Origin of the sequence: Gordonia amicalis, assembly GCF_022059885.1 — a bacterium.
Lineage (GTDB): Bacteria > Actinomycetota > Actinomycetes > Mycobacteriales > Mycobacteriaceae > Gordonia > Gordonia amicalis.
The window spans coordinates 1,481,846-1,497,538 of sequence record NZ_CP091855.1 but is presented as its reverse complement, the minus strand read 5'-3'; the positions used below and the strand labels follow the sequence as shown (position 1 = coordinate 1,497,538).

At 66.5% G+C, this 15,693-nt stretch carries 15 protein-coding genes and 2 pseudogenes; 8 read left to right on the top strand and 9 right to left on the bottom strand.

All coding sequences use genetic code 11. The annotated features are described in order from the left end of the window. Positions 1-10: 10 nt before the first annotated feature. On the bottom strand, positions 11-1,123 hold the full coding sequence (locus IHQ52_RS06890) for a Gfo/Idh/MocA family protein (protein WP_157753364.1): 1,113 nt from the start codon (positions 1,121-1,123) through the stop codon (positions 11-13). Between the two features lie 216 nt (positions 1,124-1,339). On the opposite strand from IHQ52_RS06890, the gene IHQ52_RS06885 reads away from it, so the two are divergent. The 5 genes from IHQ52_RS06885 (at position 1,340) to IHQ52_RS06865 (ending at position 6,039) form a co-directional block, all read left to right on the top strand. Continuing rightward, positions 1,340-1,810, top strand: coding sequence for a hypothetical protein (locus IHQ52_RS06885; RefSeq protein WP_096273118.1), 471 nt, complete (start codon positions 1,340-1,342; stop codon positions 1,808-1,810). 65 nt (positions 1,811-1,875) lie between these two features. Then, positions 1,876-2,805, top strand: a complete 930-nt coding sequence (locus IHQ52_RS06880; protein ID WP_040004639.1) for an enoyl-CoA hydratase — start codon at positions 1,876-1,878, stop codon at positions 2,803-2,805. 1 nt (position 2,806) lies between these two features. Next, positions 2,807-3,973, top strand: a complete 1,167-nt coding sequence (locus tag IHQ52_RS06875) for an acyl-CoA dehydrogenase family protein (RefSeq protein WP_006435728.1) — start codon at positions 2,807-2,809, stop codon at positions 3,971-3,973. 6 nt (positions 3,974-3,979) lie between these two features. Continuing rightward, positions 3,980-4,948, top strand: coding sequence for an acyl-CoA dehydrogenase family protein (locus tag IHQ52_RS06870; protein WP_096273116.1), 969 nt, complete (start codon positions 3,980-3,982; stop codon positions 4,946-4,948). Continuing rightward, complete coding sequence (locus IHQ52_RS06865; protein ID WP_096273114.1) at positions 4,945-6,039, top strand: acyl-CoA dehydrogenase family protein; 1,095 nt, start codon at positions 4,945-4,947, stop codon at positions 6,037-6,039. The genes IHQ52_RS06870 and IHQ52_RS06865 overlap by 4 nt, the downstream gene beginning before the upstream one ends. A gap of 6 nt (positions 6,040-6,045) precedes the next feature. Here the strand turns inward: IHQ52_RS06865 and IHQ52_RS06860 are convergent, their stop codons facing one another. The 7 genes and pseudogenes from IHQ52_RS06860 to hsaA all read right to left on the bottom strand — a co-directional run bounded on the left by IHQ52_RS06860 (position 6,046) and on the right by hsaA (position 12,573). Continuing rightward, positions 6,046-6,678, bottom strand: a complete 633-nt coding sequence (locus tag IHQ52_RS06860) for a TMEM175 family protein (protein WP_024500120.1) — start codon at positions 6,676-6,678, stop codon at positions 6,046-6,048. A 62-nt stretch (positions 6,679-6,740) separates the two neighbouring features. Beyond that, positions 6,741-7,887, bottom strand: a pseudogene (locus IHQ52_RS06855) (sulfotransferase family protein). Further along, positions 7,880-8,671, bottom strand: coding sequence for an SDR family oxidoreductase (locus IHQ52_RS06850; RefSeq protein ID WP_096273111.1), 792 nt, complete (start codon positions 8,669-8,671; stop codon positions 7,880-7,882). The pseudogene IHQ52_RS06855 and the gene IHQ52_RS06850 overlap by 8 nt, the downstream one beginning before the upstream one ends. Further along, positions 8,668-9,864, bottom strand: coding sequence for a hypothetical protein (locus IHQ52_RS06845; protein ID WP_024500122.1), 1,197 nt, complete (start codon positions 9,862-9,864; stop codon positions 8,668-8,670). The genes IHQ52_RS06850 and IHQ52_RS06845 overlap by 4 nt, the downstream gene beginning before the upstream one ends. Next, a complete protein-coding gene (hsaB, locus tag IHQ52_RS06840; RefSeq protein ID WP_024500123.1) occupies positions 9,861-10,433 on the bottom strand; it encodes a 3-hydroxy-9,10-secoandrosta-1,3,5(10)-triene-9,17-dione monooxygenase reductase subunit in 573 nt (190 codons plus the stop codon). Before hsaB ends, IHQ52_RS06845 begins: the two co-directional genes overlap by 4 nt. 1 nt (position 10,434) lies before the next feature. After that, positions 10,435-11,346: an iron-dependent extradiol dioxygenase HsaC gene (gene hsaC / locus IHQ52_RS06835; RefSeq protein ID WP_024500124.1), complete on the bottom strand. Its 912-nt coding sequence runs from the start codon at positions 11,344-11,346 to the stop codon at positions 10,435-10,437. Between the two features lie 42 nt (positions 11,347-11,388). After that, the gene (gene hsaA / locus IHQ52_RS06830) at positions 11,389-12,573 is read right to left on the bottom strand and encodes a 3-hydroxy-9,10-secoandrosta-1,3,5(10)-triene-9,17-dione monooxygenase oxygenase subunit (RefSeq protein ID WP_024500125.1); all 1,185 of its coding nucleotides are present in this window, start codon (positions 12,571-12,573) and stop codon (positions 11,389-11,391) included. 225 nt (positions 12,574-12,798) lie between these two features. Here hsaA and IHQ52_RS06825 point away from each other — a divergent pair, with 225 nt between their 5' ends. The 3 genes from IHQ52_RS06825 to IHQ52_RS06815 all read left to right on the top strand — a co-directional run bounded on the left by IHQ52_RS06825 (position 12,799) and on the right by IHQ52_RS06815 (position 15,074). Further along, a complete protein-coding gene (locus IHQ52_RS06825) occupies positions 12,799-14,010 on the top strand; it encodes a 3-ketosteroid-9-alpha-monooxygenase, oxygenase component (RefSeq protein WP_006435738.1) in 1,212 nt (403 codons plus the stop codon). A gap of 2 nt (positions 14,011-14,012) precedes the next feature. Beyond that, positions 14,013-14,408: a hypothetical protein gene (locus IHQ52_RS06820; RefSeq protein WP_006435739.1), complete on the top strand. Its 396-nt coding sequence runs from the start codon at positions 14,013-14,015 to the stop codon at positions 14,406-14,408. A 129-nt stretch (positions 14,409-14,537) separates the two neighbouring features. Next, positions 14,538-15,074, top strand: coding sequence for a C40 family peptidase (locus IHQ52_RS06815; protein ID WP_006435741.1), 537 nt, complete (start codon positions 14,538-14,540; stop codon positions 15,072-15,074). Here the strand turns inward: IHQ52_RS06815 and IHQ52_RS06810 are convergent. Continuing rightward, positions 15,049-15,610, bottom strand: a pseudogene (locus IHQ52_RS06810) (hypothetical protein). The gene IHQ52_RS06815 and the pseudogene IHQ52_RS06810 overlap by 26 nt on opposite strands. Positions 15,611-15,693 lie beyond the last annotated feature (83 nt).

Sequence of the window (15,693 nt, the reverse complement as noted above, 5' to 3'; positions counted from 1 at the left end):
CGGTCGACGATCACACCGTCTCGATGCGTTCGGTCCCACCGGAGCGCATCGAACGGAGCATCGCCATGTGCACCGCCGTGTTGGCGACCCCGTCGTCGAACATCGCCGGCCCGGCCGCGGCAGGGTCGTTGCCACCGGACAGAATGCGCTGCCGCACAGCCTCGTACATCACGCGCGTGGGTTCGCGGAGCATCCCCGAGGCACCGGAGAGGGCACGGGACAGCGTGTTGGTCGACACCAGATCGGTGATCGTGGGATCGGTGGCAGCAGCGTCGCGGGGTGCCGCAGCGGCCAGGACCCGCCGGCCCGAACCGTCATCGACGACGATCGACCCGTCCGGGTCGGTCCATATGCAGCCATTTGTTCCGCTGATCCGCTGAACGCTCAGGCCGGAACCCGCGGTCCCCACGGAGCTGAGGATGGTCCCGACGGCCCCGGCACAGGTCACGAACTGCGCCGCGAACGTGTCCCCGACATCCCAGTTCCGTTCGGTCACCTGCTGCTCGAGAACCGTCACAGAGGCCAACTCCCCGAGCAGCCCGCGGATCTCGTCGATGAGGTGTTGCACCTCTGCGTTGAACCATCCACCGAACGCGGCCCGCTCACCGAACCACCCCGGGACCGTGGCGCCGACCCCGGCGAGGGTGCTGCTCAACCGGGTGTGGGTGAACAGCTTCGGTGCACCGATCAGCCCCGATCCGACCGCCTCGCGCGTCGCGATCCGGTCGCCGAGGAAACGGAACTCGTGGCCGACCACGCCGAGCACACCGGCCGCACGCACGGCGTCACGCATCCGCTTCGCATCGTCGAGCGAGTGTGCAAAAGGCTTCTCGCACATCACGTGCCGTCCGGCTTCGGCCGCCCGGATCACGAGCGGGGCGTGAGTGTCCGGAGGGGTTGCCACCACGACCAGGTCCACAGCGGGGTCGTCGAGCACCTCGTCGAGGTCGACGGTGGCGCGGTGCACCCCGGCCGCTGCCGCCCGCTCCTCCGCACGTTCCCGATCACGGCCGACCAGCCAGCGGACGTCGATCCCGGCGTCCCGCATCGCCGGCGCGTGAGTGAGCAGGCCCCAACCGGTGCCGACTATCGCCGCACCCACAGGTCTGTCATCGGATACCACTCGACCTCCGTCCACCACTCCGGGGCCTGGCGCGCCGGATTTCTGCACATCGCAGATTAGTCTACGTCTAGATATTCGTTATCTAGATGTTTCGGGGGACTCCACCATCGCCCGTCCCCGATTCGCGAAGAACGTGACGAAAATCCGCCCCCTTAGCGAAAATCGCCAGGAGTCGGATCGACGACCGACCGCCGCCGACACGCGAGGAGATCGAAGATGGCACGGACGACGACGTTCACCAGGCTGGCCGCGGCAGCCCTGGCGCTGGCCGCCGCCGCAGGCCTCGGACTGTCCGGCACGGGCGAGGCCGCAGCGTCCCGTGAGTTCCCGGTCTCCACCTGCATCGGGCCCAGCCCGAACGTCATCGACCTCCCGTTCATGGTCCGCCGCGCCATCGTCGACACCTACGCCGGGAACGCCTACATCGCGGCCGACTTCCCGAGCTACTTCCCCGGCGGCTACCAGTCGTCGTTGCGGATGGACTGGCACAACCAGTCCACCGGCAAGCGTGGATCGAAGCTCAGCAACACCCGCGTCCGCCCGCCCTATCAGGGTGTCCACTACTTCGTCATCCCCGTATCGCAGATCGGCCGGGGCCGGGTCGACGTCACGTTCAGCGCGGTCAACAGCAACGCCCTGTGGAGCGTGCCGTCCACCAGTTGCCGCGGGACCATCGTCGTTCCCTGATCCTTCGGATGCGACGCAGCCTCCCCCACTACCAACCAAGCACTTGCTAGGTTACGCTCGTGGACATGAGTGATGCCGCCATCCCGCCCGCACTCGGACCCGATGACCTCGGCCCGGACACCACTCCGGTCGCCTATGAGGTCGGCGGTCCCGAAGGTGCCGTCGCGTACGTGACCCTGAATCGTCCCGAGTACCGCAATGCACAGAACTCGGTCATGACGTATTCGCTCGACGCCGCCTTCCGCAAGGCCGTCGAGGACACGGCCGTGAAGGTGATCGTCCTGCGTGCCAACGGCAAACACTTCTCGGCCGGGCACGACATCGGCACCCCCGAGCGCGACTTCGACACCTACTACGAGAACGCCGCCGTCCTGCACTGGGATCACACCGACAAGACCGGCGCCGATCAGCGTCTCGCCCGCGAGATGGAGGTGTACATGGGGATGTGCCGCCGCTGGCGTGACATCCCCAAGCCGCTCATCGCGCAGGTCCACGGGGCGTGTATCGCGGGTGGCCTGATGCTGGCCTGGATCTGTGACTTCATCGTCGCCTCCGACGACGCGTTCTTCTCCGACCCGGTTGCGCGCATGGGCATTCCGGGCGTCGAGTACTTCGCGCACGCGTACGCCCTCGGTACCCGCCGTGCCAAGGAGATCCTGTTCACCGGTGAGCGCTTCACCGCCACGCAGGCCGCCGACTGGGGCATGGTCAATCACGTCACGCCGCGGGATCAGCTCGAGTCCAAGGTGAACGAGATCGCCGAGAAGGCGGTCGCGATGCCGATGCAGGGCCTCTTCCTCAGCAAGAAGGCCGTCAACATCTGCGAGGACCAGATGGGTCTGCGCAATTCGATGGACTCGGTCTTCGGCTGGCACCACTTCGCCCACTCGGCCAACGCCGAGGCGTCGGGCGGCGATTCGCTGGGCGGGATGGACGCCAAGTCGATGAAGGCCGCGGGGTCGACAGCGAACGCGGCGTCGGGATCGGATAGCTGACATGGACCTTCTGTTCGACGACACGGCCCAGCAGTTCCGGTCCGATGTCCGCTCCTGGCTGACCGAACACGTTCCGCGCGAACCACTTCCGTCCATGGACACCGCGGAGGGGTTCGAAGCCCACCGCGAATGGGAACGCACGATGGCAGCCGACCGCATGTCGGTCGTCAGCTGGCCCGAGGAATACGGCGGACGCGACGCCCCGCTCCTCCACTGGGTGATCTTCGAAGAGGAGTACTACCGGTCGGGTGCACCGGGCCGGGTCAGCCAGAACGGCATCTTCCTGCTCGCACCGACGCTGTTCGAACACGCGAGCCCGGCACAGCTGGACCGCATTCTGCCGAGGATGGCTCGCGGTGACGACATCTGGGGTCAGGCGTGGAGCGAACCGGAGGCCGGCAGCGACCTCGCGTCGCTCCGTTCGACGGCGGTGCGCACCGACGGCGGCTGGCTGCTGAACGGTCAGAAGACCTGGAGTTCACGGTCGAGCTTCGCCGACCGGGCATTCGGACTGTTCCGCACCGACAAGGAAGCCCAGCGACACAAGGGCCTGACCTACTTCATGTTCGACCTGCGTGCCGAGGGCGTCACCGTCCGCCCCATCGCGCAACTCGACGGCGAAGCCGGGTTCGCGGAACTGTTCCTGGAGAACGTCTTCGTGCCCGACGATCCGGCCGATCCCGGCGAGTCCGGTGTCATCGGCGAGGTCGACAACGGCTGGCGGGTCGCCATGAGCACCGCGGCCAACGAACGCGGACTCTCGCTGCGTGCTCCTGGTCGCTTCCTCGCCACCACCGATCGGCTCGTGGAGCTGTGGCGGTCGAAGCGGGACGAGGTCCCCTCGACGGCCAACACCGACTCGCGAGTCGCCGATGCCTGGATCGGCTCCCGGGCCTACGAGTTGTCGACGTACCAGACGGTGAGCCGTCTCGCCGCCGGCGGACAACTCGGCATGGAGTCCTCGATCAACAAGGTGTTCTGGTCACAGTGGGACATCGCCGCCCACGAGACCGCTCTCGACCTGCAGGGACCGGATGCCGAGCTCGACGACGCCTGGATGGACGGCTACCTCTTCTCCCTGTCCGGTCCGATCTATGCCGGCACCAACGAGATCCAGCGCAATGTCATCGCCGAGCGACTCCTCGGCCTTCCTCGTGGAGATCGCTGATACCCCATGGACTTCCAACTCTCCGACATCCACACGGATCTCGCCGCCACCGTCGACGCCATGCTCGGCAAGGCCGACATGCCCGCTGCCGCCCGCGCCTGGGCGGCCGGTGACCGAACGGCCGTCGCCAAGGTCTACTCCCAGCTCGCCGACGCCGGGGTCTGCGGCCTGCTCATCGACGAGTCGCACGGGGGCAGCAGCGCCGGCGCCGTCGAGATGGTCGTCGCGGTCGAGCAGCTCGGACGCCATTGCGCACCCGGACCTATCGTGGAAAGCGTTGCCGTCCTCCCGATCCTGCTGCGTGACGCGGACGTGACCGGCCCGCTCAACGGTCTCGCCGAGGGCCGGCTGGCGACCTGTGCCATCGCCCCGCTGCAACCGCTCGCGCCCGACGTCGAGTCCGCCGACGTCTACGTCGTCTCCGACGGTGTCCTCTCGACGGCCACCGTGCTGAGCACCGAGCCGTCCGTGGACACCACCCGCACGCTGTCGCGGGTCGCACCGGACAAGACCCTGGCGTCGGGGGTCGACCCGTCCGACGCCGTCGACGCGGGGGCACTGGCCACCGCGGCCGAACTCCTCGGTCTCGGCCAGGCGATGCTCGGCCTCGCGAGCGAATATGCACAGTCCCGCAAGCAGTTCGGCCGGCCGATCGGCTCCTTCCAGGCGGTGAAGCACCACCTGGCCGATGTCGCCATCGCCCTCGAGATGGCCCGTCCCCTGGTTCATGCCGCGGCACTGGGAATCGACGGTCAGGTACCCGAGGAGACGAATGTGTCGCGGGATGTGTCGGCGGCGAAGGTCGCGGCCGCCGACGCCGCCCACCTGTCGGCCCGGCGCTCCCTTCAGGTACTCGGGGCGATCGGTTACACCGCCGAACACGACATCTCCCTGTACATCACCAAGACGCGAGCACTCCTGTCCGCCTGGGGTTCGCCCGCCGTCCATCGTCGACGCATCCTGGAGACACTGTGACCGCCGACCTGTCGATCTCGGCCGAGGAACGCGAAGCGCTGGCCGAAGCCGTCCGTGATCTGCTCCGTCGCCGGGGAGACGCCGCGTCGGTCCGGACCGCGATGGCCTCGGCCGAACGCATCGACGCCGGACTATGGCAGACGCTGTGCGCCGAGATCGGCGTGGCGGCGCTTCCCATACCGGAGGACGCCGGCGGTGCCGGGGCGTCGTGGATCGAACTGGCCGCCGTGCTGGAGGAACTCGGTGCGGCGCTCAGTCCGGTGCCCGTCTTCGGGTCGTCGGTGCTGGCGACCGGCGCGATCCTGCTGGCGCAGGACGACGACATCGCGTCACACCTCCTTCCCACACTGGCCTCAGGTGAGCAGACAGCCGCGTTGTGCTGGGCCGGTGAACGCGGATGGAACACCCCGGGCGTGCACGCGGACGCCGGATTGCTGTCGGGCACCGCGCACTACGTCGTCGATGCCGAATCCGCGGACACGCTCCTCGTGCTGGCGTCGGGACCGGGTGAGCACGTGACCCTCCATTCCGTCGCGGCTGATGCCGCCGGTGTCACGGTGTCGCCGTTGACTCTTCTCGATCCGACGCGCGCGTTGTCCTCGGTGCGGTTCGACGAGGTCGCGTCCACCGTGATCCCGACGCCGTCGGACCTGGCCGACAGTCTGCGGACACTGGGTTGGTCGTTGCTCTCGGCCGAGCAGGTCGGCGGCGCCCAGCGCGCGCTCGACCTCACCGTCGAGTACACCAAGTCCCGCAAGCAGTTCGGACGCACCATCGGCTCGTTCCAGGCGCTCAAGCACCGCATGGCCGACATGTATGTGCTCGTCGAGACCGCACGCTCGATCTCACGTGCAGCGGTGGCCGCGGTCGCCGTCGAGGATCCTGACGCGGCGGAACTCGCACTCGCCGCTCACGTGTACTGCTCGGATGCCTACCGGCGAATCGCCGGCGAGGCCATCCAGTTGCACGGCGGCATCGGCATCACCTGGGAGCACGACATCCAGCTGTACTTCAAGCGCGCCCAGGCGTCGTCACAGCTGCTGGGTGCCCCGCACACCGCGGTCGCCGAAGCGGCAGCGGGCCTTCGGTAACGGCTCTCAGTGGGGGTTGCGCACGCGCGACAGCAACCTCTCGATGGGGTCGGTGAGGACGAGCAACAGGAGCGGCCAGTTCCCGCTCTTCGGGTACACGAGGGCGATGGCCAACGCGACCGCGAGCGCCAGCAGGGTTCCCCAGCCACCCGACGACCTCGTCCAGCGATCGGTGGCCTCGTCGTCGACGAGCAGATCCCGATGCCGATGCCCCCACTGCCCGATCGCGACGAGCGCGGCCACCGAGATCGCGAGTACGCCGATGTAGAGCACGGTCGCCCACTCCACCCGGCTGTCGTCGACCATCGCCGTGGCGAACGGCAGGACCACGATGGTGAGCAGCCAGAGCCAGACGAAGGTGAGGTTGACCAGAACCCGGTCGTAGGCGCGGAAGTACTCCATCGTCTGATGGTGTTGGCGCCAGAGGATCCAGATGACCACGAAGCTGATGAAGAAGCTCGTCAGCTCGAGGGAGTGATCCGACACCACCTCGCCGATCGAGGTCTCCTCCGGCAGGTCATTCGCGATGTCGACCAACGGGAGCACCAGCAGCGTCAGCGCGATGGCCACCACCGCGTCCGCGAACGCGATCAGCCGGCTCAGACCTTCTTCCGACTTCCGACTCTCCGGTGCGGCCATGGGTTGCACTGTAGATCGGGTCCGGTCTCCCGCGCGCGGCATTCGCCCGCGGGAACGGTCCGCTACTCGCCGAACGCCGCCTCGACCATCGCCTCGTCGAGCCCGTAGTCGGCGAGCTGGTAGCGGTGCTGCGGTTTCCGGGCCCCGGCTTTGCTCTCCTCGTCGAGTGCGGTCACCGCGACGCGGGCCGCGTCGGACATGGGGGTGTCGAGAGCCGCGTAGACGCGTTCGACGGTGCCCATCGGGTCCGAGCGGAGGTCGGCGAAGTCAATGTCGAGGAACTGTGCGGGATCGTATTTCGCACGGGCGCGGGAGAACTCACGCAGCCCCCGTGACCACAGTTCGAGCTGGTCGCGGCCGATCTGGTCGCCGATGAAGGTCGTCGACCAGCCGGGGGTGGCGTGCTCGGCGAGACTGCACATCGACGCGATGATGGTGCTGGGCGCGCGATGGGTCTGGATCACCAGCGCATCCGGGTAGGCGGCCATCAGTGCGTCGAGCGCGAACAGGTGGCTCGGGTTCTTGAGCACCCACCGCTTGCCCGGGTCGTTGAGGCCGATCAGCTGCAGGTTCTTGCGATGGCGCAGGTACGCCGGCGTCCAGTCCTGCTGGGCGAGCCAGCGCGAGTAGGTCGGGATGTGGGCGAGCGACTCGTAGGAGATCGAGGTGACGCTCTGCCGCAAGAGCTGCCAGCATTCCTCGACCTCGCCCGCGTCCATGTAGTGCAGGCCCATGAACTCCGGGTTCTCGACGTGGTGCTGCTCGAAACCGGCCTGGATCTGTTGGTACACGGGGTTGTCGGCCCACGTGTCGCGGGGAGGCCGCGGCTGCGGGAACTCCGCGAGCCACATCTCGAGCCCCTGGTGATCCGGGTCCGCGGCCAGGAGCCGGTGCAGGGCAGTCGTTCCCGTACGCGGGAGGCCGGTCACGAAGATCGGCCGGGTGATCTCGACGTCGGCGTGTTCCGGGTTCGCCTTCCACGACGCCTCGCTCAGCAGGCGTGCGACGAGCGCCCCCTTCAGGAAGAAGCGGAACATCTTGCTGCCCAGCTCGGTCAGCCCGGCCTCGGAACGGTAGGAGTCGAGCAGGATCGATCCCCAGCGGCTCGAGGTAGTCGGTGTCGCCGAAGTCCTCGAGACCGGTCGCACGGGTGGCCGACGCGTGCAGGTCTTCGATGGTCCCGACGTCGGTCCGCTGCGCACTAGTCATGGTATTCACCGCAATTCACGTCCAGGGTGTGCCCGGTGATCGCCCGCGCCATCGGCGAGGCGAGAAACATGACGGCATCGGCGATCTCATCCGGCTCGGGCAGTCGTTTGAGATCCGATTTCGACGCGGTCTGCTCGTAGACCTGTTCGGGGGTGATCCCGTACTTCTTGGCAACCTCGCCGAAGTACCACTTGAGCTGGTCGTCCCAGATGTAGCCCGGCGCCACCGAATTGATGCGAACACCCCGCTCCCCCAGCTCCGACGCCAGCGTCTGCGACATGGCGAGCAGGGCCGACTTGGCGATCTTGTAGCTGCCGTAGCGCGGTTCAGAGTGCCGGATGACCATCGAGTTGATGTTCACGATCGACCCGTCCGACTCGGCGAGCGCATCGGTGAACGACTTGATGACCCGCAGCGTCCCGACGACCGTCACCTCGATGCTGTTGGTGATCTGGTCGAAGTCCGTGCGGCCCAGCGGCTTCATCGACGGCAGGGCGAAGGCGTTGTTGACCAGGACGTCCACCCGGCCGAACTCGGCGAGCGTGGTGGCCACCAAGTTGTCGACGCCGGTGTCGTCGGTGATGTCGGTGGGAACGACGAGGCTCGTGCCTCCCGCGGCATCGATCTCCGCGGCAACCTCATTCAACCGTGATTCGGTACGTGCGGCGAGCACCACCCGCGCACCCTCGGCGGCGGCGCGATGACAGATCGAACGCCCCAGCCCCGGACCCACACCCGAGACGACGACCACCTTGCCGTCGAGAAGGCCTGCTCCAGCACTCATCCCAGCATCCTCTCGGCGAATGCGCGTTGCCGTGCCGCGATCCGCTCGGACCATCCGGCCTGATCGATCTTGTTGTGTTCGAGGTGCGGCAGGTGCGCGGCCACCTCGTCGATGCCGACGACCGTCGCGCTCGGTCCGAGGTCCGGTCCGATCGGCGAGTCGCTGCGCTGCCAGCGGAACTGGAGGATGCCCTGCTGACGGCCGGTCGTCTCGATCCAGTTGGCGACACCGGGATCGCGGTGGGACACGACCATCCGGATCACGCCGTCCGGATCGACCTGCGCCTGTGCGGAATTGAGGCTCGTCTGGTGGTTGACGTAGTCGAGCGAGATGTACCACATACTGCCGAGCTGGAATCCCTGATAGGGCGCATCGGATTTCGGGATGGAGATCACCATCGCCTCGTCGGGACCCAACCGGTAGTGGCCCACCGAGGAGAACTGAGTGCTCAACCCGCCCGGGGTCTGGCGAGGCGGGGTGAAGGTGTTGACCGGTTCGTCGAGGTAGAACCACTTGGGAAAATTGAACCAGGTGTTGATGCGAGCGGTCAGCATCTTTCCCGCGGTCGCGTACCGGCGTGCGACGCGGGCGAGATCGGCCTCTTCCGGCGCGGTCCCGACCGTGTCGACACGTTCGATCGTGATCGAGCCCTTGCGCTCGGTCCAGTCGGAATACACTTCGCGGACCGCCAGCATCGACGCCCCCTCGCCGAGGGCGAGATAGTTGTCGGGCGGGTCGGGAATCGCCGGACCGAAGGTCAGCTCGAACGTGCCGTCGTCGGCGATGGTCAGGCGACGGTCGTCGAAGGCGTCCTCCCCGCCGGGCACCGCGGACGGCGTGTAGTCGCCGCGCAGGACCTGGAAGCTGAGATCGGTTGTGGTACCCCGGCGTCCGCGGACCAGATAGGTCCCGGTCGGCTCGACATCCGCGTGGTAATAGAGCGTGTCCGGGTTGTCCAGGCCCATCTTGGTCGACGGTCCGGTCGAGGTCACGAAGTTCGGATGCGACAGGGACCGCCCGCGGACCAGCTGGATGATCGCGGCGATGCTGCCCGCGAGATAGTCGTAGCCCTCGGCGAGATCCTGCTCGGTCTCCGCGAACTCCGCGGAGGCGATCAGCTTCTCGGCCGCTGCGATCGAATCGGTGAGGGGTTTCGTGATGTCGTGCGGTACTGCGATCTCTCGCGAGCTCATAGCCAGGTGTCTCCGCCCGTCCACGTGAGGAAGTTCTCCAGTTCGGCCTGCGCCGGTGTCACCCGCGGGTGCTCCGTCGACAGGTAGCCGCCCCGATAGAAGAGCAACGGCTTGTCCTGCAACACCTCTCCGAGCGTGAGCGCACGGCCGATGACGATGTGGTGATCGCCGCCGTCGGTCACCCGTTCGACGTCGCACTCCACCCAGGTCAGTCCATGCCGGATGACCGGCAGACCGGCCGGTGACGGGTCCCAGATGATGTTGGCGAACTTGTCGTCACCCGGGGCGCCGAAGGCCGCGCTCACGTCCTGCTGCCGGTTGGACAACACGTTGACGCAGAACTTGCCGGTTCGTTCGATGACCTTCCAGCTCCGCGAGGTCTTCATCGGGCAGAACAGCACGAGTGGCGGGTCGAGGGACAGCGCAGCGAACGACTGGCAGGCGAACCCGACCGGTTTGCCGTCGTCGTCGAGTGTCGTGATGACCGTGACACCGGTGCAGAACTGCCCCATCGCGGTACGGAACTGCCGGGAGTCGAACTCCGCCGACCCGTATGGCGTCTGGGCCATGTCAGTTCTTGAACCCGACGCTGAAGTCATGCCCCCAGAGACTGACCGCGGTGCTCTCGCGTGCGATCCACTCATCGTCGTTGACCATTCTTCCCTCGCAACCGAACTCGACGTCGAAACCGCCCGGCGTCTTCATGTAGAAGGAGAGCATCAGGTCGTTGACGTGCCGGCCGAGCGTCGCCGACATCGGCACCTTCTTGCGCAGTGCGCGGTCGAGACAGAGCCCCACGTCGTCGGAGTTCTCGACCTCCACCATCAGGTGGACGATGCCGGTGCTGTTGGGGATCGGCAGGAACGCCAGGGAGTGATGACGCGGGTTACAGCCGAGGAAGCGCAGCCACGGCACCTCGTCGCCCTCTTCGCGTCCGACGACCTGCGGGGGCAGCCGCATCGAGTCGCGGAGCTTGAATCCCAATACGTCTCGGTAGAACTCGAGAGCCGCCTTGTCGTCCTCACAGGTGAGGACGACGTGGCCGAGCCCCTGCTCCTCGGTGACGAAACGGTGGCCGTACGGGCTGACGATGCGACGGTGCTCGAGCGCGGCCCCGTGGAATACCTCGAGGGTGTTGCCGGCAGGATCGTCGAACACGATCATCTCGGCGACGCGACGATCGGCGATCTCCTCGTCCTTGCCCTCGCGGAAGACGACGTGCGCGGCGGCCAGCCGGTCGCGGACCTCCTGTAGCGCAGCGGCATTCGCGACCTCCCAACCTGCACAGGACAGGCGGTCGTGCTCGGCGGGCACGATGACCAGGCGGGCGGGGAAATCGTCCATCCGCAGGTAGAGCGCGCCCTCGGTCAGTCCGGAGCCCTCGATCATGCCGAGGACCTTGAGACCGTAGGTGCGCCACGCCTCGACGTCGGTCGCCTCGATCCTCATGTATCCCAATGAACGGATCGGACTGTCACTCATCTGCTCGACTCCTGTTGTCTCGTCGCGTCACGAACGGAATGCCTATACCATCGTGTCGCCGATGGGAATCCCGAACTCGCCGTTGCCGTATGCGACGTAGGCGCGTTCCGGGTCATTGGCGGCGTGCACGCGGCCGGCGTGGGCGTCCCGCCAGAAGCGCTGGATCGGGGTCCCGTTCTCCAGCGCATGGGCGCCCGAGTTCTCGAAGAGACGGTCGATGGCGGAGATCGCCCGACCGGTGGCGCGCACCTGGTCGCGACGGGCCGACAGACGCAGTTCCATCGGGATCTCCTCACCGGCGAGGATCAGGTCGTACTCGGCCTGCAGGTTGCCCGACAGCTGTCGCCATGCGGCGTCGATGTCGCTGGCGGCCTCGGCGATCCGGACCTTGGCGAACGGATCGTCCTTGGCCTTCTCCCCGGCGTAGGCGGCGCGGACACGCTTCCCCTGATGTTCGACGTGAGCATGGTAGGCGCCATAGGCCATGCCGACGATCGGCGTCGCGATGGTACTCGGATGGATTGTGCCCCAGGGCATCTTGTATACCGGCGCGGTGTTCTGCTCGAGGCCCGGGCTCTGCCCCATCGACATCGTGCGCATGCTGAGCATGCGGTGGCGGGGCACGAAGACGTCCTTGACCTCGATGGTGTTGGACCCGGTGCCGCGCAGACCGACGACGTTCCACACGTCCTTGATCGTGTAGTCCTCGCGCGGGATCAGGAAGCTGACGAAGTCGACCGGCTTGCCGTTCTTGATGACCGGACCGCCGACGAACACCCAGTCGGCGGTGTCGCAGCCCGACGACCAGGCCCACGACCCGTTCACCTTGTAGCCGCCGTCGACGACCTCACCCATACCCATCGGCGCGTACGACGACGAGATGCGGACGTTGGTGTCCTTGCCCCAGACATCTTCCTGCGCCTGCTGGTCGAAGAGCGCCAGGTGCCAGTTGTGGATGCCGATGATGCCCGACACCCAACCCGTCGACCCGCATGCCGAGGCGATGCGTCGCACGGCCTCGTAGAAGGTCACCGGATCGACCTGGTCTCCACCCCACTGCTCGGGCTGCATCAGCCTGAAGAACCCGGCCGTCTCGAGGCTGGACACGGTCTCGTCGGGGATTCGACGCAGATCTTCAGTGGCCTGTGCACGCTGTTCGATCTCCGGGAGCAGCGCGTTGATCTTCTCCAGGACCTGCTCGGCGGCTTCGCTCCGTTGTGCTGGCATCTCGCCTGCTCCTACCTGTCTCTCCCTCGGCCGGATGTACCGACCGCTTACTCATCGAGTTCGAGATTAGAACACGTTCTCATTTCTGTCGAGCACTGGGACTTTATGCCCATGTACAGCACCTATCGCCGATCTGGGGGACGATCCGTCCAAAGTTTTTGAAACGTGTTCTAGTATTGGCAGCAGAGGTTCGATGCGACACCAGTCACAGACAGGAGAGGGCTTATGTCATCTGCACCCGACACCGAGGTGGGTATCCGGGAGATCGACACCGGCGCGCCGCCCACCCGGTTCGCCCGCGGGTGGCATTGCCTGGGCCTGAAGAGCGAGTACGACGACGGCGAACCCCACTCCGTCCAGGTCTTCGGCACCAAACTCGTCGTCTGGGTCGACACCAAGGGTGAGCTGAACATCCTCGACGCCTTCTGCCGTCACATGGGCGGTGACCTCTCGCAGGGCAAGCTCTCCGGCGACAACGTCGCGTGCCCGTTCCACGGTTGGCTCTGGAAGGGCAACGGCCGCTGCGCCGGCGTGCCGTATGCCAAGCGCAACCCCAAGCTGGCCAAGACACGGTCGTGGCCGTCGATGGTGCGCAACGGTCAGGTCTTCGTCTACAACGACCCCGAGGGCAACCCGCCGCCGGACGAGGTCATCATCCCCGAGCTGGCCGAGTTCGGCTCCGAGGAGTGGACCGACTGGACGTGGAACCGGATCGTCATCGAGGGCTCCAACTGTCGCGAGATCATCGACAACGTCGTCGACATGGCGCACTTCTACTACGTGCATTTCGCTTTGCCGGACTATTTCAAGAATGTCTTCGAGGGCGAGATCGCCGCCCAGTACATGAATTCGCATGGGCGCCCTGATGTCACGCTCGGCACCAACTACGGCGACAGCCGGCTCGAATCGATCGCCGCCTACTACGGACCGTCTTACATGCTGAACCCGATGGTCCAGTACTACGGCGGTTACGCCGTCGAGACGATTCTGACGAATTGCCATTACCCGATCGACGAGAACTCTTTCGTCCTGATGTACGGCGTGATGGCGAAGGTTCCCGAGGGACTCACCGCCGAGCAGGCGGCGAAGATGGCGACCAAGATCAGCTCCGGCGTCGAGGTCGGCTTCCTGCAGGACGTGGAGATCTGGAAGAACAAGACCCGCATCGACAACCCGCTCCTCGTCGAGGAAGACGGCCCGGTGTACCAGCTCCGACGCTGGTATGAGCAGTTCTACGTCGACAAGGCCGACGTCACCGATGAGATGACCGGCCGGTTCGAGTACGAGATCGACACCTCGAAGGCGCTCGAGAGCTGGAACGCCGAGATCCAGGAGAACCTCCGGCGTCAGGAAGCCGAGAAGGCCGAGTCCGACAAGGCAGGGACCGAGACATCGCCAGACGGCGCCGCGGACTCCTCGGAGAAGGCGCAGGTCTGACGATGACCCGGGCCGCGGCACGCGCACACTGGGCCAAGGCACCCGATTTCGGCGACGATCCTGACCGGGCGGCCCGGGTCCATGCGGCAACACAGCGCGATCGCGAGCACTACCTGCAGGGCGGCATGCGCGAGATCGAATGCCGCGCCTGCCACGCGTGCGTGCTGGTCAAGAAGACCAGCTCGTTTCACACGAGCGTGCAGTGGAACGCCGACGCCCGGAGCCGATGCCTCGGCCTCGAGCAGATGCGTGCCGGCGGCGACGACGGGAACGGACCCCTGCTCCCGGGTGCGATGATGCCGACCTGCGTCCGATTGTCGGCGAGTATCGATCATGGGGTCGCGGAGGGAATCATTCCCGCCGAATCGCCTACGACCGATCCCGACGGATATTGGTGACATGCCATTTTTGAGCCTCATGTGGAACATTGATTAACACTCATCCCACGCATCACAACGGTCACACCTTCATCACACGTCGAGAACTATCGGCGACACGCGGGCATCCGGTCGGCCAATCTGATCATCATGTCCGATTTGCGAACCCGCTGTACGCGGGTCACCTGTGCTGGTGCTCTTTCCGCCGCGTTGGCTGTCGCGGCACCGTTCGCCGGCTCGCCGTTCGCTGATGCCGGAAAGGCCGCAGCAGCGGGTTCCAGTTCCGGCTCCAGCGATTCGACGGGATCGGTGCCGATCTACCTCCCCGTACCCACCCCCACCGGCTTGACCGCGCTCGCCGCGTCGATGACCCAGATCGGCAAGCCGTACCGCTGGGGTGGCACCGGACCGCACTCCTGGGACTGCTCCGGACTGGTGCAGTGGGCGTTCTACACCGCAGGCGTCAAACTGCCCCGGACCAGCCAGCAACAGGCGAAGGTCGGCAACGCGATCCCGTTCAACGCCCTCGCCCCCGGCGACATCATCATCTTCGGCCGCGACGCCGGACACGTCGGCATCTACGCCGGTGGCGGCCGACTGTTCAACGCCTACACCACCGGCAAACCCATCGGCTTCACCAAGGTCAAGGACATGGGACCCATCAAGACGATTCGTCGTTTCGGCTGACCCGGTCGGCATCAGGCGACCGTCCGGGCCACACCGAGGTCACCACCGCGAACCCCACGACGACGAGCAACAGCACCGCGACCACCGATCAGTCCGTAACCGGGCTGCATCGTCGGGAGTTCGAGGTCGAGGGCCTCGGTGACCCGGTCGGAGAACAGGTGCGCGGCCGGATCACCCAACGTCCGGATCCCGACGACCGCGGCGATGACCGAGGCCAGGCCGATCACACCGATCGCCGCCGGACGGAGACGTGCGCGCCACCACCCCAACGCGGCGACAACTGCGATGACCGCACCGAGGACGACCACGCTCAGACCGGGCCGGTCGGTGTTGTCCTCGAAGAAGAAGAAGGCCACGTCCTCATCGCTCGCCCCCGGGACGGTCACCCGTCCGAGCCCGGTGATGGACGGTTGCACGCCCTCGTCGGTGCTTCCCCACTCCACCTGTGCGAACAGCACCAGGAGGAGTCCACCGACGAGGGCGGCAGGCCACACCAGAACGCGAAGTCTGGCGACGATGCCCGGTTCTGTCGTCATGCCACCCAGGTTGCCATCTCCCCCGACCCCGCTGATCGAGCCGGCACCGCGCGACCTCGATACGCGGCGTCCTCGCTCCGCTC